Source organism: Rhodoferax saidenbachensis, assembly GCF_031457975.1.
GTDB lineage: Bacteria > Pseudomonadota > Gammaproteobacteria > Burkholderiales > Burkholderiaceae_C > Allorhodoferax > Allorhodoferax saidenbachensis_A.
In genome coordinates this window covers 546435-565551 of the sequence record NZ_JAVDXO010000002.1, presented here as the reverse complement: position 1 = coordinate 565551, position 19117 = coordinate 546435, and the positions used below count along the sequence as shown (strand labels likewise).

The window sequence follows — 19117 nt, the reverse complement described above, 5'->3', positions numbered from 1 at the left end:
GGCCGCGATGCAAGGGCAAGCCGAGGACGTTGTGCGGCCATCATGCGGCTTTGCGCGAGAACAGCAGACTGCAATTGCTGCCGCCAAAGCCGAACGAATTGCTCAGCGCGTGGGCAATTGGCTGGTCGCGGTTTTCCAGCATGTAATTGCAGTGCAGGTTGGGGTCCTGCGCAGTGGTGCCGACGCCGCCGGGCAAAAAGCTTTCGCGCAGCGCCAGCATGCAGACCACGGCTTCGACCCCTCCCGCGGCGCCCAGCGTGTGGCCGGTGTGGCCCTTGGTTGAGCTGCAGGGGGGCGTGCTGCCAAACAGCGCGGTCACGCCCTTGTCTTCGGCGGCATCGTTGCTGGGGGTGGCGGTGCCGTGCAGGTTGATATAGCCGACCGCATCGGGTGTCAGGCCCGCCATGTCCAGCGCGGCCTGCATCGCCAGGCGTGCACCCAGGCCCTCCGGGTGCGGCGCCGACATGTGGTGTGCGTCACTGGATTCGCCGATGCCGCTGAGCAAAATGTCGCCAGCGCGGGCCGTGTCGGCACGCTCCAGCAGCATGAAGGCGGCACCCTCGCCGATCGAGATTCCGTCGCGCCGGGCGTCAAACGGCGTGCACGGGCGGCTGGACAACAGCTGTAGCGAATTGAAGCCGTACAGCGTGGTCAGGCACAGCGAATCGACGCCGCCGACCACAGCCGCATCAATCAGACCGCAGTGGATCATCCGCTGGGCGATGCCGAACACTTTTGCGCTGGACGAGCAGGCGGTCGAGACCACGCTGGTCGGTCCCTGCAGGTCGGCGTACCGGCGTACAAAATCGGCCACCGAAAACATGTTGTGGGTATGGCGGTAGTTGTGGCTCTCTGGCAGCGCGCCGCTGACCGGGTCGCGCTCGCGGTAGGCCAATTCAGAACTCAGAATGCCTGAGGTGCTGCTGCCCAGAAACACGCCGACACGCTTCTTGCCGTAGCGCTGGGCCGCAACCTGCACGCTGTGCATGAAGCCGTCTTGTTCCAGCGCCAGCTGGGCCAGCCGGTTGTTGCGACAGTCAAACTCTTGGAGATCAGCGCGCAACGTCACGGCGTTTAGGCCGTCGACCTCGCCCAGCCAGGTTGGCAGGTCTACGGTATCCCAACGCCTGGCCTGCAGGCCGGTGCGCCCGGCACGCAACGCGTCCAGTGTGTCTGCCGTTCCGCGTCCCAATGCGGTGGTGACTGTGAATGTATTTATTAGTAGTGGTTGCACGGCAAACTCACGTGATCGAACGCAGAAATTCTACTTGACGGAAATGGGGCCGGGCACCCTGGCGCTCAGCAGCACGTTGGCAAACGACGCGCCCTCGCTCATTCGGCTGCGCCGTCACCGTAGAACTGCGCGCTTGCAGCGCCTGCACCCAGTCGGCGTGCGTGCGGCAGTAGAGCCGGCGTAGGTGGACCCCATGGGCGTGGGCCACTATCAAATCGATCCACTGGCTGAACCGGAAACGCCAGCCGCCGTCGGCGTTGCCGATTCGCAGCAGCAGCCCGCGGCCACAGCCCAGGTCCATCACCCGGCGACTCTGGCGCAATACGCCGTGTTCCAGCAAATAGGTAAACAGCCGATCACCGCCGAGCTTGCCCCGCGCCATCCGGTACTGGAAATTGCCAACAATCTGGTACGGCTGGTTGGCCGCGTCCAGCAGCTGTAGCTTTAGCGCGGCCTGCATGCGTCGGCCAGCGTGACCGGCCTCAGCCCTTGCGCCTGGATCGCCGCCAATAGCGGCGGCAGCACGGCGACGATCAGTGCCTCGCCGCTGGCGGTGCGCGCCGCATGGCCGTCGTGCATCAGCAGAATGTCGCCGGCGCACAGTTGGCGGGTCAGCCGCGCCAGTACCTTGTTCGGATCGCGCTCACGGGTGTCGAAGCCACGCCGGGTCCAGGTCGCCAGTTGCAGGCCAGCGGCGTGCAGCACCGGGGCCAGGAACACATTGCGCAGTCCGGCCACCGCGCGGTAGAACTGTGGTGTCTGACCGGTGATGCTTTGCAGAATTTTTTGACCGCCCAGGATTTCACGGCGCCAGCCAGCCGGCCCGGATAGCGATACCAGATTCGGGTGGTGCGCGCCGTGGTTTTCAATGCGGTGGCCGGCGGCCAGCATGCGCTGACACAGCTCGGGCTGCGCTTGCGCGCGCGCGCCTATGCAAAAGAAGGTGGCCTGAACGCCATGCTGCGCAAGAATCTCCAGTACCTGCGGTGTGACTTCGGGGTCGGGGCCATCATCGATGGTGATGGCGACTTCGCGTCGTTGCACCGCTGGCGCTGGCAACCGCACCAGGTTGGCGCCCATCCAGGTGCTGCGCGGCCACAGGCCGACCACCATCAGCGTCAGGTGACTGGCCAGCAGCGTTGCCACGGCCCAGCGCCATTGCTGCGGCCACTGCACCAGCAAACCCAGCGCTGCGCCATGCACTAGCAACTGAACCCATAGAAAGGTTCCAGGGCGCCATGCGCCTCGTGTGGCTGGCTGGGTTGTCACGGGGTGGCGATGTTGGAGACCGTCATCTCCATGCGGTCTCCATCGGTTTGTTCAAAGCGGATGGTCTTGATGTTTGCCTCGGCGCCGCCGATCTGGATCTGGCGCACGATCTTAGCTACGGCCCGGTTCACCGGAATCAGCGTCAACTGCCACTTGGCCGGGACGCCACTGAACTCGACCGCATAGTTCTTTTCCAGCGCGGCCTGGTCGCCGCTGAGTGTGCCGCGAATGCTCTCGACCATTGCGGCCACGGCCGGGTGGTCCTGCAGCCGCAATTGCAGCGGCTTCTTTTCAAACATGCTGACGGTCAGCTTGTCACCATCCAACAATATGGCTTCGGCGCGTGGCTTTAGCGTGCGTTTTTCCAGCCGGCCTGGGGCTTCGAAAGACAACTCGCCGGAAGACTCCAGTGGCTTGTCCAGGAAGCCTATGTATTTCTTCTCGACGAAGCTGGCCTTGCCGGATTTTTGCTGGGCCAGCAGGTTCATCAGCTCGGGCATCGCCCAGTCGGCCGCATGGCTGCTGACAGACAGCAACAGGCCGACCCATAGCAGGGCAACGCGGCGCGACCAGCGCAGGGAGTTGGGTTTGGACATATCAGCGGCGTTCATACGATCGGTAGGCCTGGACAATCTGGGCGATGCTGTAGTGCTCACGGTCGGGAAGCACCCGCACTCGCACCAGATACTCCACGACAAACATCAGTCCCACGGTCACTGGGGTCAACAGGTTGGCGAAGAACGACCAGACGGCCAGTGGCGCCCAAAAAAACAAACCGACTGAGAGTACCCCGCTGATGATGAAGTACGCGGTCCAGACCAGCGTGACCTTCCAGGTGTAGCGCATGTAAACCGGGTCGGCCGGGCTTGGCAGCAGCATGCGGGTTACCTGCGAGCACAGCGCATTTGCGTCGCCACGCCCCAGCGTTGCGCCAAACGTGATCGCCAGCAAGGACATCGCGCCGACGTGTTGCATGAAGTACAACCAGTTGACGTGGTTGCGCAGCTCGTCCAGGTACAGCCGCACCAGGAACGCCAGCATAGCCAGTGCCAGCAGCGCCGGCCAGCGCATCCTGGAATGCCAGGCGGCCAGCAACGCCATCACCGTCAGCGGCGCCACGCCGACGGCCAGCATCAGCAGGTTGGGGTGTTCATCTATCGTCAGGAAGTGGCTGAAAGCCAAGTACGCGGCGCCGACCACGGCGATACCCGCAATGGCCAGCAGCCGGGCGATGCGGTTCACTTGGTGCGCTTTTCCGCGATGTGGGCGGACAGGCTGCGCAGTGATTTGAAGACACTGAAGTTGTCGTCGCCTTCTGCCTTCATCTGTATGCCATATTGCTTGGATACAACCAGTGCAATTTCCAGGATATCGATGGAATCCAGCCCCAGACCGTCACCATACAAATCGGCCTCGGCTTCTATGCTTTCCGGCGCGACTTCAAGGTTCAGCGCAGAAACAATCAGCTGCGCAACTTCGCGTTCGAGTTCTGCACTGTTGGCGGGGGCGCCGGATAAATTGGTCATGATATAAAAGATAAGTGCAGTGATCGACTTGCGGCCCGGTAAACCATGCACTGGTCAATGGGGGCCAAGGTTGCACATGAAGGATACTTGCTGGCGCCAGGGCCGCAATGTGTGAGTCTGGGCATTTTAATGCAATCAAAAAATCCTCTGAACTTCCACGCCGCCTTGCCCGCTGATGCTTCCGGTCCCTTGAGCGTGCGTTGGGGCGCAATCTTCCGCCATGATTTCTGGTTCAAATTCCTGGGAACCAGCGCGTTTATCACGCTTTTCTTTTGCGCCTATATCCATTTGCTGAAGAACCCGGCGTTCCCGGTATTTATCGTGCCGCTGACGGTGGTGGACGACTGGATAGGTTTTGCTCCGCTCGCACTTATTCCCTATTTGTCACTGTGGTTGTATTGCTCGCTGCCGGTAATGCTGATGCCGAGCCGGCGCCGGTTGCTGAATTTCGGCGCCTGGGTTGGGGCCATGTGTTTGCTGGCGCTCGCCATCTTTTATTGGCTACCCAACGCTGTGCCGCCATCCCATATTGATTGGGCGCTGTATCCCGGCATGGCTTTTTTAAAAGGTGTCGATGCAGCGGGCAATGCTTGCCCTTCGCTGCATGTGGCGACGGCGGTGTATTCCAGCTTTTGGCTCTACTGGTTGATGCGGGAGCTGAGACAGGGCTGGCACAGCCAGGCGCTGCAAATACTGTGGGGTGTGGCGATTGTTTATTCGACGATGGCCACCAAGCAGCACGTATCGCTGGATGCGCTGGCCGGCATCGTGCTGGGAATTGTGTTCGCAGTTTTCTCCAGATGGTTTGATTGCAAACAATTGTCGACCCGCCAGCTAATTCTTTGAAGAACATGAATCGCACGCATTTCGTCGCCCCCGCGCACTGGCATGCACATATCAACAGGTACGCTGCCTCCGTAAACATGCGGGAATGGCAAACTGATCGACAGTCATTGACTTCGCGTTTAGTGGGGCGATGCGAGGCGTTTCGGGTAGAGCGATTGCAGCAGAGAGACGCGCAATGTTTGCCTGATGAATTTGAATCCCTCGGCCTATCAAGGCGCGCCAAGGTCATCGAGCGTGACGTGTTGCTGCGCTGCTATAACGTTGCCGTCGTCTATGCGCATACAGCTTTGCCATTGTCGGCAACAGCGAGTCAATGGCCACTATTTGCTGCATTGGGAAATAGGTCGCTCGGCACCACTTTATTTAACGACCCTTTAGTGACGCGTGGCACTTTGCAGTTTGCCCGATTACGTACGACCCACCCCTTAATGCAGCGAATTCTTCGCATGAATTTGGTGGGGCAGGAAACACCGGGTTTGCATGCCAGGCGATCCCTGTTTACGCGGCACGGCTCAAGCTTGTTGGTAACGGAGGTATTTCTTCCTGCAATATCAGGAGTGTCCCAACGCGTTCACAGCAAGGCGGCCCAATGATGCGTTTTGCGCGGACATGGTCCCTAGTCGTTTTCATGGTTTCTGCCAATGGTACGCAGCTATCGCGCAAGAAGAACCACTTTGGGCGGTGGGCCTGGGTATTGTTTCGGTACAGCTTTCTGCCTATCGGGTGCCGTTGAGTCCATCTGTTGCCCCCCGGTACAGCACCTCAGACCGACCCCGCTACGAAGCCCATGCGGGTTACGCCGGGTTACAAATCGTGTCTGCGTTGTGGAAGAGATTTTCGTCCTTCTGGGTGGTGGCTTTCTTCGCTATGACAGCGTGCGTGGTGGACTAGCTTCGGATGCACCGAATACCGTGGCCTAAAATTGCCCCTTAGCACCCAGGAAGTGGTGCAGTTAATTTTCAAGGAGGTGGCCGCATGTCACATGAAGTAGCCGAAGTGATGGATGCCGGTAGCGCAATTTTCACCCGTAGCGTCTGAGGCCATTTTTCGGATGACCGCACCCACTGCAGCACTCGACCAGGCGTTTCTGGAGGAGGTCCAGGAGCTACTGCTGAATGCAGTCGACGCTATGGAGCCGCCTGGCGGCTTGCTCCCGGATGAACCCTTGTTTGGACCGGATTCACGTCTGGATCTGGACTCTCTCGACGGTTTGCAATTGTCCGTCGCGATTCAGAAGCGTTACGGCATTCGCATGGCAGATAGCAAGGACTTGCGCCGCGCATTGGGTTCGCTGGAGATATTGGCTAGCTACATCGCGACCCATCGAAAATGAGGCCTGTGTATCTGGCCGGTCGTGCGTTGGCTTCTGTGCATGGCCTGAATCTGAATCAGGCCTTTGCAAGCCTGTGCAGTGGGACGATGCCGGCTGCAACTGCCTACGCGCTGAACGGTCATGGTGACTTGCCTTATTTACGCATTCCCGGCCCTACTGCCGCGTGGAATGTCCGTGCGCGCGCCTTGATCACCCAGGTCGTCGCCGATGCCGGCGTGGCGCAGGCCAGGGACGGGGCCTTGTTCATTGCCACCTCCTGTCAGGATGGTGGCGCTGCCGAGCATGCCCAATGCGATATGGATTTCCATGCACTTTCCCGTCGCATTGGCGATTGGTTGGACTGGTGCGGCCCGGTGTTTCTGGTCAGCAGTGCCTGCACTTCCAGCATGCAGGCGTTGCTGAGCGCCGCCGAGTGGTTGCGAGCGGGCCATGCAACGCAAGCCCTGGTCCTGGGGCTGGAGTTGGACAATCAGCTTACGTTGCCCGGCTTCGCGGCATTGCAATTGCTCAGTTCTGGCGGCAGCAAGCCGTTCGCCTTGCGGCGCGACGGTTTGGTGTTGGGCGAGGCAGTGGCCGCGTTGCGCTTGTCCACTGAGCAAGTTGCGCCCTGGCAGTTGCGAGGTGGCGCCAATGTGGTGGACGGCACCCAGCCCACGAGCGCATCTGTCAGCGCCGTGGTGCAGATGTACCAGCGCGCGCTAGCTGCCAGCGGCCTGTCAACCCTCGATGTGGATCTGATCAAAGTGCAGGCTGCGGGCAGTCCTGGCAATGATGCTGTAGAGGCGCAAGGGATACGTGCGGCCTTTGCCGGCGTGCCTGCGCTGGTGTCGCTCAAGCCCTTGATCGGCCATTGCATGGGGGCCAGTGGCGCCGCGGAAATAGCATTGTTGTTGGAATGCATTGAACGGGACTATTGGCCGCGCTATTCCGATGCTGTTGATCCGGCTTTGAGGGTGCAGTTGGCCACACAGGCCCCGAGGCAACTTCGCTACGTGCTTGCAGCGATTCTTGGTTTCGGCGGCATCCACACCGCTGCGGTGTTGGAGCGCAGCCCATCATGACCGTGTACCAAGTTTGTGCACGCTATGTCGCGCAGCCTGTTGCAGCAGATTGGCGTGAACGGCTCGCAAGCCACCTAGGCAGTCGACCCCGGCGCCTGGGGCGTTGGGCTGAACTGGGCTTGTACGGTGCATTGGAATGCCTGGCCGCTGATGGAGAGAGCACATTGGCAGAGCACGCTGCACTGGTGCTGAGCAGCCAGCATGGCCCGGCTTTGGCAATGCGCAGCGCGCTGGCGCAGGTTCATGAAGATTTGCCGCTGCCACTGACATTTTTGCAAACCCAGCCCAGCCAGTTGCTCGCCACGCTTTCAGCATACCTGGGCTGGAGCGGCGATGCACGCTTCATTACCCATCCGGATCCGTTTGCCGTACTTGCCTTGGCGACAGCCCTCAGCCATGCCGATGGCCTCCTGGTGGGGTGGGTCGACGAAATTGATGTTGAAAGTAGTGTTTGGTTGCGCCTTCGGGCGGTCGCCGATCCCGGCGGCGACTGGTGCAGGGCAGGCGACTTTGCGATGCTGGTGCAATGCGCCAGCCATGTGAGACTGGGGTCGTCCGAACTCACGGTTATCATTGATCCTCAGTTAGGGAATGTCGCTCAGAAGAAGTGAAATCAGTGGATTCAAATACTCATAAGCACCACGAAGAATACAACGCCAATGCCGCTCCCAGAGTTAAGCGAGTATTGGTCGTTTGCTATTCACAAAGTGGTCAGTTGACGCGGATTGCAGAGCGCATCCTGGCGCCGCTGCGTGAATCAGGGGATGTTGAAGTGCAGGTAGAAATCCTGTGCCCACGGCAGCCCTACCCATTTCCCTGGACCGTATTTAGCTTTTTCGATGCCTTTCCCGAATCAGCGCACATGGTGGCACCCGCACTGGAGCCACTGACACTGCGCGGTGACGAGGTTTTTGATCTGGTGATCCTGCCCTACCAGGTCTGGTTTTTGGCGCCGTCGCTGCCCGTGACTGCATTTTTGAAAGATCCACGGGTGCAACGCGTTCTCAAGGGAACGCCTGTGGTCACGGTCATTGCCTGCCGCAATATGTGGATGTTGGCGCAGGAAAAAATGAAACAGATGCTGGCCGACTGTGGCGCCCGTCTGATCGACAACGTGGTGCTCACTGATCCCAGTCCGACTCTACTGACACTGGTTACCACGCCTTATTGGTTGTTCACGGGACGCAAGCGCCTGCTGGGACTTCCCGCGGCGGGTATTGATGACCGCAGCGTGGCCCAGGCGGAACGCTTTGGCCGTGCCTTGCGTGACGGTTTGCATCGCAACGCGGAACGCGAGCCAGGTCCGATGCTGCATGGATTGAAAGCCTGCGTGGTTGATCCACGTTTGTATCTGAGCGAGCGTGCAGGCACGCGTAGCTTCTATCTATGGGGCTTGCTGTTGCGCGCAGCAGGCAAGCCCCAGTCACTCGGGCGCAAGCCCCTGCTTGTGCTGTATGCAGTCTTTCTAGTACTGCTGATACTCAGCGTGATTCCGCTAAGTCTGCTAGTGCAGGCAACGCTCCGACCCCTGTTGACGCGGCAATCGGTAGCAGTGAAGTTGCGGTTTGAAATGCCTTCCGGGTCTGGGCAGGAGCGAATGGGTATGTATGACTGTTGAGGTCTATGTAACGGCAACGGGTTCGTATTTGCCACTGGAGCCGGTTAGTAACGATGAGATAGAACAGGTGCTGGGTATGGTTGGCGGCAAACCCTCCAAATCACGTCGTCTGGTATTGCGCAACAACGGTATCCGCAAGCGCCACTATGCCCTGGACCGCTTAACCGGCCAGGCCATCATGACCAATGCCCAGATGGCGGCACGCGCCGTCGCAGACCTGGGGCCGATAGGTCCGATCGATGTTTTGGCCGCAGCCACCTCCTGCCCTGATCAATTGATGCCCGGGCACGGTGTCATGGTGCATGGCGAGCTGGGTTGGCCGCGCTTGGAGGTGGTGTCGCTGGCTGGCATCTGCGTCTCCGGCATCGCCGCTTTTAAGCACGCCTGGCTGTCGGTGCGGGCTGGCGACGCGCAACGCAGCGTGGCAGTGGCCTCAGAGCTGGCTTCTCTGGGCTTGCACGCACGCAACTTCGATGCTGAATACGAAAAAAATTCTCAGGAATTGGAAGGTCGCCCCGAGTTGGCCTTTGAAAAAGATTTTCTTCGCTGGATGTTGTCAGACGGTGCCGGCGCGGTGATGCTAGAAAGCGCGCCCAGAGACACGCTGAGCTTGCGTGTGGACTGGATCGAGTTGTCCTCAGCGGCGCACGAATTGCCGACCTGCATGTATTGCGGCGCGGACAAGAATGAAGACGGTAGTTTGGTCGGCTGGCAGCAGTTCAATCACCAGGATCGAGCCGCACGCTCGGTGTTTTCGATCAAGCAAGATGTGCGGCTGCTCAATGAACACGTAGCACGCAGTACGCTGACGGAGCCGTTGCGTGCCATCATCGATAAACGAGGACTGCGCCAACGCCGAATCGATTGGTTTTTGCCACATTTGTCGTCCCAATATTTTGTCCGCCCGATGGAGCTCAGCCTGGCAGAGCTCGCATTCGATATTCCGCGCGAGCGCTGGTTTACCAACCTGACTGAAAAGGGCAACACCGGCTCGGCCTCGCCGTTCATCATGCTCGACGAGTTGTTTCGCAGTGGACGCCTGAAGCGCGGCGATACGGTGCTGGTGTTTGCGCCGGAGAGCGGGCGTTTTTCTAGTGGTTTCGTTTTCATGGAAGCCGTCTGATGAACGTCTCGGATGTGCCGCAAGAAGGCAACCGCACGCTGGGCCACCATCGCAAGGCGCTGTATGCCAAAGACACCAGCGGGCGCATGGTGCTGGTCGCATCCAAAGGCTCCGAAGTCGATGAAACCGTAACCTTGCAGGCGGTCGAACGCCTGCACGCCTTTGCCGAGGATGCGCGCAAACGCTGCCTGGCTGGACAGACCGCACCGCTAGAAGTCTGGATGTGGACTCAGCGTATGGACTTGGCTCTGCTGTCCCAAGTGACCGGCATTTGGCAATGGCGCATACGGCGCCATTTGCGTCCCTCTGTCTTTGCCAACCTCACGCCCACGCAGCTGCAGTGCTATGCCCTGGCGCTGGGCCTGAGCGTCGAACAACTACAACAATTGCCATGAATGCACCCGCCACCCATTTCCAGCATCGCCATGCTGCGCACTGCGAGAGCGGGGTGGCCTCCAACCTGCTTAATCACTACGGGGCGAACTTGTCGGAGGCCATGGCGTTTGGACTGTCGTCGGCGCTGTCATTTGCCTACCTACCGTTTGTCAAGCTGACGGGCTTTCCGCTGATTGCCTACCGCATGCCGCCCAAATTCATCATCAAAGGGCTGCGCAAGCCCTTTGATGTACGGATGCATTTTGAGACTTTCAGTCGTGCCGAGCAAGGCCAGCGCCGGCTAGACGAACTGCTTATGCAGGGCAGGGTGGTCGGCTTGCAGACCTCGGTGTATTGGTTGCCGTACTTCCCACAGGACATGCGGTTTCACTTCAACGCCCACAATCTGTTGGTGTACGGTAAGGACGGAGACGAATACCTGATAAGTGACCCGGTGGCGGAAGACCCACAGCGCTGTGCCAGTGCCGACTTGCAGCGCGCACGCTTTGCCAAAGGTGTGCTGGCACCTAAGGGCTTGCTGTATTACCCGGGCCCACTGGGCCGTACTGAAGTCCCTGCTGCCGCGGTGCGCCAGGCCATCATCAAGACCACACGCATCATGTTGGGGCCGATTCCTGTCACTGGTGTGCGGGGCATGCGTATGCTGGCCAAGCGAATTGGGCGCCTGCAAGCCGATGAGTACGGTCTAAACTACGTCGGACACATTGTGCGCATGCAGGAAGAAATCGGCACCGGTGGCGCCGGCTTTCGTTTTCTCTACGCCAGCTTCCTGCAGGAAGCCGCAGCCCTGTGTGCATTGCCGGAATTGGACCTGTTGGCCGGACGCCTCAACACCATTGGCGACGACTGGCGCAACTTCGCACTGCAGGCAGTGCGCATGATCAAGGGCCGCGATGCAGTGGACTTTGCCGCGCTAGCTGCGTCGTTACAGGCGTTGGCGGACCAGGAAGACGGGTTCTTCCGGGCATTGCGCAAAGCAGTTCAATGATGCTGTCCATACGCGATCTGAATTTTCGCTATCCCGGCGCCAGTGCTGACGCCCTGGAGCAGGTGAGTCTGAGCGCCGCACGCGGTGAAGTGCTGGGCCTGCTTGGCCCTAACGGCGCGGGTAAGACCACGCTGATCGCCCAGCTTGTCGGCATGCTGGCAATGCAGCGGGGTGAGATTGAGATCGATGGCCAGCCGTTAGAGCAATTGCGCCTGACACGTCCTACGTGTATCGCCATTGCGCCCCAAGAATATGCGTTTTACCCGACCCTGAGCGTATTGGAAAACCTGGACTGTTTCGCTGGCGTAGGTGGGCTGCGCGGCTCTGAAAAAGCAGAACGCATCGACGCATGCATCGCCCTCGCTCAGTTGCAGAACTACCGTAAGGTGCAGGGACAGCGGCTTTCGGGGGGGCTCAAGCGCCGACTCAATATGGCGATAGCGATGCTTCACCGGCCTGAACTGGTTTTGTTTGATGAACCAACGGTGGGCGTTGATCCACAATCACGCGCTTTTCTGCTTGAGGCGGTCAAACAGCTGGCCCGCGAGGGAAGCGCAGTCATCTACACCTCGCATTACATGGAAGAGGTACAGGCGATTGCCGACCGCATCGTCGTGCTAGACCAAGGGCGTGTGCTGTGCCAAGGCACGCTGCAGGATTTGCTGGTCGGAGCCGCCACCTTGTATGTGGAAGTCGACGACGACACCGCCCAAGAGCGTCTGGTGCCATTGCTGTCCGGCTTTGGTCCGACCAATGTGCAAGGTCGCGGTGCGTTGCTTGCAATAGCTGATCCGGAGCAGCTGCCGGAAGTGCTGCGCAGTATCGCTGGCACCGGGCTGCGACTGCGCCAAGCCCGCTATGGACAGACCGATCTGGAACAGTTGTTCATGTCGCTGACCCACCGATCATTGCGGGACTGACCATGTTTTTTGCCCTTGCCAAAAAAGAGTTGCTGGCGCTGTCGCGCGATCTTCACGGTCTGGCGGCCTTGTTCCTGATGCCCATGGTGTTCATCGTTGTCATGTCGATGGCGCTCAAGGATGTGTACTCGCCCAGAGTTCAGGCACTGCGTTACGCCGTAGTCAACCTGGATCAAGGCCCCAAGGCCGAAAGCCTGCTCACGGCGTGGAGCAAAGAACACGGCGCACCGGTTGTGCCGGGGCCGGAGGGCTGGCAGGATGCGCTGCGCGCCGGCGATCTGAAATATGTGTTGCAAGTGGACGCCGGGTTTGCCCATGCGCTGGAAGACGCGCCGGAAGGCGAAGACGGGAAGAAGGTGCATTTCCTTGCAGAACCGGGCCTGGACCAAGGGCTGTTTGAGAGCACCCGTGCCAGCCTGATGATGCATGTGGCGCAGCTACGCACCGAAAGCATGCTGGCGCAACTCAAGGTCGAAGGCGACCTCGCACAGGCTAGTGAGCTTCTGTTCACTAATACGCTGGTGACGGCGGAGCGCACCGGCAAGAACGCCCGCCCCAGCTCGGTTCAGCAAAGTGTGCCGGGTTGGCTGGTGTTTGGCATGTTCTTTGTAGTCGCCTCCATCGCTGGCTTGTTTGTCGATGAACGCAGTTGCGGTGCACTGGCGCGCCTGCGCAGCCTGGGAGCTTCGCCTGTCTCGCTATTGGCCGCCAAAGTGGCTCCCTATATGCTGGTTAACGGGATACAGGCGGTGCTGATGCTGTCGGTGGGCGTCTGGCTGATGCCCGTGCTGGGTGGCGATGGACTGTCGTTGCAAGGCATCAGTTGGGTGGCACTGGTGCTGGTACTGATGTCTATCAGCGCCGCCGCAGTGAGTTTGGCACTGGCCATTGCCTGTCTGGTGCGTACCCATGCTCAGGCTTCCACCCTGGGGCCTATCCTGAACGTGCTGATGGCCGCGCTGGGCGGCATCATGGTGCCGCTGTTTGTCATGCCCGAAGTGATGCAGCAGATCGCCGCCTACTCGCCCATGAACTGGGGCCTGGAAGCATTGCTTGACGTGCTGTTGCGTGGCGCGGACGTCAGTGCAGTGCTTCCCCGGGTCGGCCGCTTGGGCGCATTTTCGACACTTATGCTGGCAGGCGCCTACGGGTTGTTCCGGCGCTAGCAGCCCCTCAGGCCAAGAGGTAAGGCGATAGACTGAACGCCTCAAGAGGCTTGGAGCCAATCGCCTGGTTGAGCTTGTTCATGCACGCTCCCTGTGAAAAGTTCTGTTTCACCAGCAAGCGGGTTTGCGGGCGCGCAAACAACTCCTTGGCAGTGATGTCCTGCTTGACCGGTAAGTCGGCATTGCCCAAGCCCACTAACGGCTTGTCGCGATAAATCGGCTCCGAGAATTGTGCATATTCCTGACGCTGCGGGTTTTGTACAAGCCGGGCGAGCACATGGTATTCACTATGAAAAAAATAGCTGCTGGCGCATTGTTTATGCGGGCTAGGGGCTGATTTGATGCTGAAACTCCAGTTTCAGGCGACCACCGCGCGCAAGGCAGTCGGCGTGGCCCGCGTTCTCCGGCTCAGCTCGCGGGATGGTTTTTTGGGTTCGCTAGCGGTGCTGCGTTAACGACGTGGTGGGCGAGCCTGCTCTGTGGCAACCGCGAATCGAGCCTGCGCCCGCGGGCCCCACCACCTGCCTTGAGCTGGTTTTGCGAAATCAGAGAAGCACACGGTTCGCTGCTAACTGACGCAACGAATATGCGTACGTCAAAATTTATTTTTCGTACGACTGGAGTTTTTCATCGTTATTGCGACGGTATGTGCGGTATGCCAGCCGATCTCCTCGATGAACTCATCGAAAGAAAAACTTCGATCAAGATCTTCAATAAACGAATCCAACCAATGGTAGTAATCCCAACCCTTCCGTGTTGTGATTGATCGCCAGTTGAATGCGATGTCAATTTTGAGATACACCGCATGTGCATGTACCTCTGAGAAATTCATCCCTAAATAAGATTTTTCAAAGTCGCGCGGAAAAACTGTCGAAAAACGATCGAATACGGGGTTCAATTGAATAGTGAATCGATCAGTCTTTATGCTCAGGGCTCCATCCTCGGTGCGGTCCAATACCGTTCCAAGAGGCAGGATCAGTTCAAATTGGTCAAATAGCTCACCATCTTCGCCTGTAGCAAATACAACCGTGCCTTCACGCTCGTCGTCCTCTTCGCTTTGAAAAGCTGCGCGCTCATGCATTGGTTTAGAGAAAAGCTCCAAGAATCTGTTGTCGAGAAGAAGTTGGGGGATATTGCGACGCAGAACAGTAGTAACAGCATCGCTGTGAATTGCCCGATCCGTGGTGAAGTATGCGCTGAGGTGCAATGACAGCTTGCTAAGGACGAAGTATTCGACTGCTTCGCGGACCATTCTGTTTCCCTCCTCTTCCGCGCGTTCGTTTGCATTCGTCCCTTGCTCGCCAAAAACGCCGAATCTAGCCCGCTGCCAAGTTCTCTCCATGGCTTTGTTTTCAGCCGCTACGGCTCGAACGTAGCTACGCATTTCCTCGCTAAATCTATACCGAGATAGTTCGACAACTTCACCGCCTCTACTAATCGGCAAGACACCTTTCATCTTTATCGAGCGACTCAGGGCAGGTTTTGCCTTGAGAAAAAGATATGAAAAACCAACAGCGATCAGAGCCACCCCAAATAAAGTAGTTGCTGCCCCTGAAAGATTGATCCACTGCGCCAGTCCTGATGAAAACAGATTGATTCCGAGTGCGAGTGCTATGGCAAGAGCCACGATCTCGATAGTGCTGTGTTGCAATTGCACGAGCGCATCTACGTAGCGTCGGTTTTCTGGATTTGAGCGTTGCATGCGATGTGAGTGTGGTGTGAGTGGTCTTCACTATAGTTCAGCAAATTGGGTTCATTTACTTGGGTGCTGGTGGTGTAAGAGGAGGTGGTCCGGGTGTCCGTTCGCAGGCCCCCATTCGCGGTTGCCACAGAGCCAGCGCACCAACCAACCCCTTTACGGCACAAAGCAAGCAAACCAGAAACAGCCGCCCGCGAGCAAGGCCGGAGAACGGATGCCCGGGCCGCCTGCCCCGCCAACCCGGCAGCGCGAAACCCACCGCCACCTAACCAAGCCACTACAAAAACAATAGCTGCCAGCGCAATGTCTACGAGGGCTAGGCAGTGATTTGACGCGTAAACACCCGCGACCGCAGCGCCTGCAAGTCCAGCACCCGCAGCCCACCATATTCCACGCGAATGAAGTTTTGCGCCTCCAGCGCGTTCAGCGCTTCGTTCACGCGCTGGCGTGACAGGCCCACCAGGTAGGCCAGCTCCTGCTGGGTGATGCGCAGCACCTCGCCCACGCCGGGGTACAGCACGGGGTTGAAGAGGGATGCCAGGCTGCGCGCCACGCGGATGTCGGGGTTGGTCATGCGGTCGATCTCGCGCGCGGCGATGAACTGGCCCAGGCGTTCGTTGAGCTGGTTCATCACAAAGCGGTTGAAGCCGATGGAGTGGTCCAGCAGCCAGTGGAAGGTATCCACATGCAGGCCCGCCACCAAGCTCTTGCGCAGCGCCTGGATGTTGTAGCGGTAGGTCTCGCGCTTAAGGGCCGTGCCTTCGCCAAACCAGCCGCCCGGCGGCACGCCCGTGAAGGTCATGGTCTGGCCCTCGGCGTTGTCGGTGCTCATCTTCAGCAGGCCGTCCACCACACCAAACCAATACGTCACCGGGCGGCCCATGCGACACAGGTACTCGCCCGGCGCGGCCTCGGCAATGCGCAGGTCGTCCACGGCGCGCTGGCGCTCGTCGGGCAGCAGCACTTGCAGCCACGGAATGGCGGCCAGCTCGCCCTCGGTGAGGGGGCGGCGGCGCTGGTGCAGGGTGGTGTCGGTGGTCATGGGCAGGGCCTTGTAAGTTGCCAATAAGTGAAGGGAAAACACCTACCGAGAAATGCACAAATTGTCGTCCAAACGACAACTTGGCGTCAAATGCAGTCCTACCATTCGGCCCATACCAAAGTCCGCGTCGCACAGGTGACCGGCCATAACGAGGTGACACGCAATGGGTACGCACACGACATTTCCGCAACTGCTGCTGCAGCATGCCAGCCAGCGCCCGCAGGCGCCAGCCATGCGTGAAAAGGAATACGGCATCTGGCAGGCGCTGACCTGGTCGGGCTTGGCGCAGATGGTGGAACAGATTGCTGCGGGCCTGCACCAGGCCGGGCTGCGGCGCGACGACCACATGGTGGTGGTGGGCGCCAACCGCCCCCGGCTGTACGCCACCATGCTGGCCGCGCAAAGCCTGGGCGCCGTGCCTATTCCGCTGTACCAGGACGCGGCTGCGCCCGAATGCGTGTTCCCCATCAACAACGCCGACGTGCGCTTTGCCTTTGCAGAGGACCAGGAGCAGGTGGACAAGCTACTGGAGGTGCGCGCCCAGTGCCCGCAGCTAGCCCACATCTACTTTGACGACCCGCGTGGCCTGCGCCACTACGACGAGCCGGGACTGGCGGCGCTGGACGCACTGCAGGCCAGCGGCCGCGCCTTTGCCGCCGCGCAGCCCAATTTCTTCAAGAGCGAGATTGCCAAGATCGCACACACCGACGTGGCGGCCATGTTCTTCACCTCTGGCACCACGGGCAACCCCAAGGGCGTGGTGCATACGCATGATTCGCTGTTGAACCGCGCCCGCGCCGGTGCCGAGTTCGACAAATTGACGGGCGACGAAGAGGTGCTGGCCTATTTGCCACCGGCCTGGATTGGGCAAAACATCTTCAGCTACGCGCAGTGGCTGTCGTGCGGCTATGTGGTGAACTGCCCCGAAAGCAGCGCCACCGCCACCATTGACCTGAAAGAGATTGGCCCCACCTACTACTTTGCGCCGCCGCGCATCTTTGAAGGCCTATTGACCAGCGTGATGATCCGCATGGAAGATGCGGGCGCCATCAAGCGCCATATGTTCCATTACTTCATGGGTGTGGCCAAAAAAGTGGGCCCCGCGCTGATGGATGGATTACCCGTGTCGGCCGCCGACCGCGCGCTGTATGCGTTGGGCAATGTGCTGGTCTATGGCCCGCTGCGCAACACGCTGGGCTTTAGCCGCGTGCGCGTGGCCTACACCGCGGGTGAGGCCATTGGCCCGGACCTGTTCACGTTCTACCGTTCCATCGGCATCAACCTCAAGCAGCTGTACGGCTCTACCGAGACCGCGGTGTTCGTGTGCCTGCAGCCCGACAACCAGGCGCGCGCCGACACCGTGGGCGTGCCCTGCGAGGGCGTAGAGATCAAGGTGGCCGACAACGGCGAAATCCTGATCAAGTCGCCCGGCCTGTTCACCGCGTACTACAAAAACCCCGCCGCCACGGCCGAGGTGCTGACGGCTGACGGCTGGTACCACTCCAGCGATGCGGGCTTTATCGACGCGCAGGGCCACCTGAAGATCATCGATCGCGTGAAAGACGTGGGCCGCATCAAAGGCGGGGCGTTTGACGCGGCCATGTTTGCGCCCAAGTATGTGGAGAACAAGCTGAAGTTCTTCCAGCACATCAAAGAGGTGGTGGCCTATGGCGATGGCCGCGACCAGGTGTGCGTGCTCATCAACATCGACTTTGACGCCGTGGGCAACTGGGCCGAGCGCCGCAACCTGCCCTATGCGGGCTACACCGACCTGGCGCAAAAGCCCGAGGTCTACCAGCTCATCAAGGAGTGCGTGGAGAAGGTGAACGCCGACCTGAGCGCCGACGCGCTCTTGGCCGGCAGCCAGGTGAGCCGCTTTCTGGTGCTGCACAAAGAGCTGGACGCCGACGACGGCGAACTCACACGGACCAACAAGGTGCGCCGCGGCTTCATTGCCGACAAATACGACGTGCTGGTGGACGCGCTCTACAGCGGCAAGACCAGCCAGTTCATTGAAACCCAGGTGAAGTTTGAAGACGGGCGCACCGGCAGCGTGAGCGCCACGCTGCGCATTGACGACGCAAAGACATTCGCACCCGTGAAGGCAGCGGCATGAGCAAAAAAATAGGCGACGTCATTCTGGACGTGAACAACATCTCTCTGCGTTTTGGCGGCGTGAAGGCGCTGACCGACATCAGCTTCAATGTGCGCGAGCATGAGATTCGCGCCATCATTGGTCCCAACGGGGCAGGCAAGAGCTCCATGCTGAACTGCATCAACGGCGTGTATGCACCGCAAGACGGCGCCATCACCTTCCGTGGCCAGGCCTTCAAGTACATGAACAGCCACCAGGTGGCGACCATGGGCATAGGCCGCACCTTCCAGAACCTAGCGCTGTTCAAGGGCATGAGCGTGCTGGACAACATCATGTCCGGGCGCAACCTCAAGATCAAAAGCAACATCCTGCTGCAGGCGCTGCGCATGGGCCCGGCGGAGCGTGAAGAGATTCAGCACCGCGAGGCGGTGGAACGCATCATCGACTTCCTGGAGATCCAGGCTTACCGCAAGACGCCCGTGGGCCAGCTGCCCTACGGACTGCAAAAGCGCGTAGATCTGGGCCGCGCCCTGGCCATGGAGCCGCAGGTGCTGCTGCTGGACGAACCCATGGCCGGCATGAACGTGGAAGAGAAGCAGGACATGTGCCGCTTTGTGCTGGACGTCAACGACGAGTTTGGCACCACGGTGGTGTTGATCGAGCATGACATGGGCGTGGTGATGGACATCAGCGACCGCGTGGTGGTGCTGGACTACGGCAAGAAGATTGGCGACGGTACGCCCGACGAGGTGCGCAACAACCCCGACGTCATCAGCGCCTACCTTGGCACGAGTCACTAAG

At 59.7% G+C, this 19117-nt stretch carries 22 protein-coding genes; 13 read left to right on the top strand and 9 right to left on the bottom strand.

Features of this window, described 5'->3' with window-relative positions:
* Positions 1 to 40: 40 nt before the first annotated feature.
* From J2X15_RS06855 to J2X15_RS06830, 6 genes are read right to left on the bottom strand one after another with little or no spacing between them, the layout of a single operon-like run.
* Positions 41 to 1234 carry a beta-ketoacyl-[acyl-carrier-protein] synthase family protein gene (locus J2X15_RS06855; RefSeq protein WP_310340695.1) on the bottom strand — a complete coding sequence of 398 codons (1194 nt, stop codon included), beginning with the start codon at positions 1232 to 1234 and terminating at the stop codon, positions 41 to 43.
* Positions 1235 to 1241: 7 nt separating this feature from the next.
* A complete protein-coding gene (locus tag J2X15_RS06850; RefSeq protein ID WP_310340694.1) occupies positions 1242 to 1694 on the bottom strand; it encodes a hypothetical protein in 453 nt (150 codons plus the stop codon).
* Complete coding sequence (locus tag J2X15_RS06845; RefSeq protein ID WP_310340693.1) at positions 1679 to 2503, bottom strand: polysaccharide deacetylase family protein; 825 nt, start codon at positions 2501 to 2503, stop codon at positions 1679 to 1681. Before J2X15_RS06845 ends, J2X15_RS06850 begins: the two co-directional genes overlap by 16 nt.
* Positions 2500 to 3099: a LolA family protein gene (locus J2X15_RS06840; protein WP_310340691.1), complete on the bottom strand. Its 600-nt coding sequence runs from the start codon at positions 3097 to 3099 to the stop codon at positions 2500 to 2502. The genes J2X15_RS06845 and J2X15_RS06840 overlap by 4 nt, the downstream gene beginning before the upstream one ends.
* A gap of 1 nt (position 3100) precedes the next feature.
* Entirely contained in the window at positions 3101 to 3745 is a 645-nt protein-coding gene (locus J2X15_RS06835) for a COG4648 family protein (RefSeq protein WP_310340688.1), read from the bottom strand.
* Positions 3742 to 4029, bottom strand: a complete 288-nt coding sequence (locus tag J2X15_RS06830; protein ID WP_310340686.1) for a phosphopantetheine-binding protein — start codon at positions 4027 to 4029, stop codon at positions 3742 to 3744. Before J2X15_RS06830 ends, J2X15_RS06835 begins: the two co-directional genes overlap by 4 nt.
* A 45-nt stretch (positions 4030 to 4074) precedes the next feature.
* On the opposite strand from J2X15_RS06830, the gene J2X15_RS06825 reads away from it, so the two are divergent.
* From J2X15_RS06825 to J2X15_RS06775, 11 genes are all read left to right on the top strand, one after another.
* Positions 4075 to 4875, top strand: a complete 801-nt coding sequence (locus tag J2X15_RS06825) for a phosphatase PAP2 family protein (protein ID WP_310340685.1) — start codon at positions 4075 to 4077, stop codon at positions 4873 to 4875.
* Positions 4876 to 4880: 5 nt separating this feature from the next.
* A complete protein-coding gene (locus J2X15_RS06820) occupies positions 4881 to 5468 on the top strand; it encodes a chorismate--pyruvate lyase family protein (RefSeq protein ID WP_310340684.1) in 588 nt (195 codons plus the stop codon).
* Between the two features lie 458 nt (positions 5469 to 5926).
* Positions 5927 to 6208, top strand: a complete 282-nt coding sequence (locus J2X15_RS06815) for an acyl carrier protein (protein ID WP_310340682.1) — start codon at positions 5927 to 5929, stop codon at positions 6206 to 6208.
* 86 nt (positions 6209 to 6294) lie between these two features.
* The gene (locus tag J2X15_RS06810; protein ID WP_310340679.1) at positions 6295 to 7269 is read left to right on the top strand and encodes a beta-ketoacyl synthase N-terminal-like domain-containing protein; all 975 of its coding nucleotides are present in this window, start codon (positions 6295 to 6297) and stop codon (positions 7267 to 7269) included.
* On the top strand, positions 7266 to 7880 hold the full coding sequence (locus J2X15_RS06805) for a hypothetical protein (protein ID WP_310340677.1): 615 nt from the start codon (positions 7266 to 7268) through the stop codon (positions 7878 to 7880). The genes J2X15_RS06810 and J2X15_RS06805 overlap by 4 nt, the downstream gene beginning before the upstream one ends.
* Positions 7877 to 8887 carry a dialkylrecorsinol condensing enzyme gene (locus J2X15_RS06800; RefSeq protein WP_310340675.1) on the top strand — a complete coding sequence of 337 codons (1011 nt, stop codon included), beginning with the start codon at positions 7877 to 7879 and terminating at the stop codon, positions 8885 to 8887. The genes J2X15_RS06805 and J2X15_RS06800 overlap by 4 nt, the downstream gene beginning before the upstream one ends.
* Positions 8877 to 10010, top strand: coding sequence for a beta-ketoacyl-ACP synthase III (locus J2X15_RS06795; protein WP_310340671.1), 1134 nt, complete (start codon positions 8877 to 8879; stop codon positions 10008 to 10010). Before J2X15_RS06800 ends, J2X15_RS06795 begins: the two co-directional genes overlap by 11 nt.
* On the top strand, positions 10010 to 10405 hold the full coding sequence (locus tag J2X15_RS06790) for a DarG family dialkylresorcinol biosynthesis protein (protein WP_310340670.1): 396 nt from the start codon (positions 10010 to 10012) through the stop codon (positions 10403 to 10405). The genes J2X15_RS06795 and J2X15_RS06790 overlap by 1 nt, the downstream gene beginning before the upstream one ends.
* Entirely contained in the window at positions 10402 to 11394 is a 993-nt protein-coding gene (gene darH, locus J2X15_RS06785; RefSeq protein WP_310340668.1) for a BtrH-related acyltransferase DarH, read from the top strand. Before J2X15_RS06790 ends, darH begins: the two co-directional genes overlap by 4 nt.
* Positions 11391 to 12314, top strand: a complete 924-nt coding sequence (locus J2X15_RS06780; RefSeq protein WP_310340666.1) for an ABC transporter ATP-binding protein — start codon at positions 11391 to 11393, stop codon at positions 12312 to 12314. Before darH ends, J2X15_RS06780 begins: the two co-directional genes overlap by 4 nt.
* A 2-nt stretch (positions 12315 to 12316) precedes the next feature.
* Positions 12317 to 13480 carry an ABC transporter permease gene (locus tag J2X15_RS06775; protein ID WP_310340663.1) on the top strand — a complete coding sequence of 388 codons (1164 nt, stop codon included), beginning with the start codon at positions 12317 to 12319 and terminating at the stop codon, positions 13478 to 13480.
* Between the two features lie 7 nt (positions 13481 to 13487).
* On the opposite strand, the gene J2X15_RS06770 is transcribed toward J2X15_RS06775, so the two are convergent.
* From J2X15_RS06770 to J2X15_RS06760, 3 genes are all read right to left on the bottom strand, one after another.
* On the bottom strand, positions 13488 to 13757 hold the full coding sequence (locus J2X15_RS06770) for a hypothetical protein (RefSeq protein WP_310340662.1): 270 nt from the start codon (positions 13755 to 13757) through the stop codon (positions 13488 to 13490).
* 318 nt (positions 13758 to 14075) lie between these two features.
* Positions 14076 to 15182: a hypothetical protein gene (locus J2X15_RS06765; protein ID WP_310340659.1), complete on the bottom strand. Its 1107-nt coding sequence runs from the start codon at positions 15180 to 15182 to the stop codon at positions 14076 to 14078.
* A gap of 313 nt (positions 15183 to 15495) precedes the next feature.
* The gene (locus tag J2X15_RS06760; protein ID WP_310340657.1) at positions 15496 to 16221 is read right to left on the bottom strand and encodes a Crp/Fnr family transcriptional regulator; all 726 of its coding nucleotides are present in this window, start codon (positions 16219 to 16221) and stop codon (positions 15496 to 15498) included.
* 163 nt (positions 16222 to 16384) lie between these two features.
* Here J2X15_RS06760 and J2X15_RS06755 point away from each other — a divergent pair, with 163 nt between their 5' ends.
* Complete coding sequence (locus tag J2X15_RS06755; protein WP_310340655.1) at positions 16385 to 18337, top strand: AMP-dependent synthetase/ligase; 1953 nt, start codon at positions 16385 to 16387, stop codon at positions 18335 to 18337.
* Entirely contained in the window at positions 18334 to 19116 is a 783-nt protein-coding gene (locus J2X15_RS06750) for an ABC transporter ATP-binding protein (RefSeq protein ID WP_310340654.1), read from the top strand. Before J2X15_RS06755 ends, J2X15_RS06750 begins: the two co-directional genes overlap by 4 nt.
* Position 19117 lies beyond the last annotated feature (1 nt).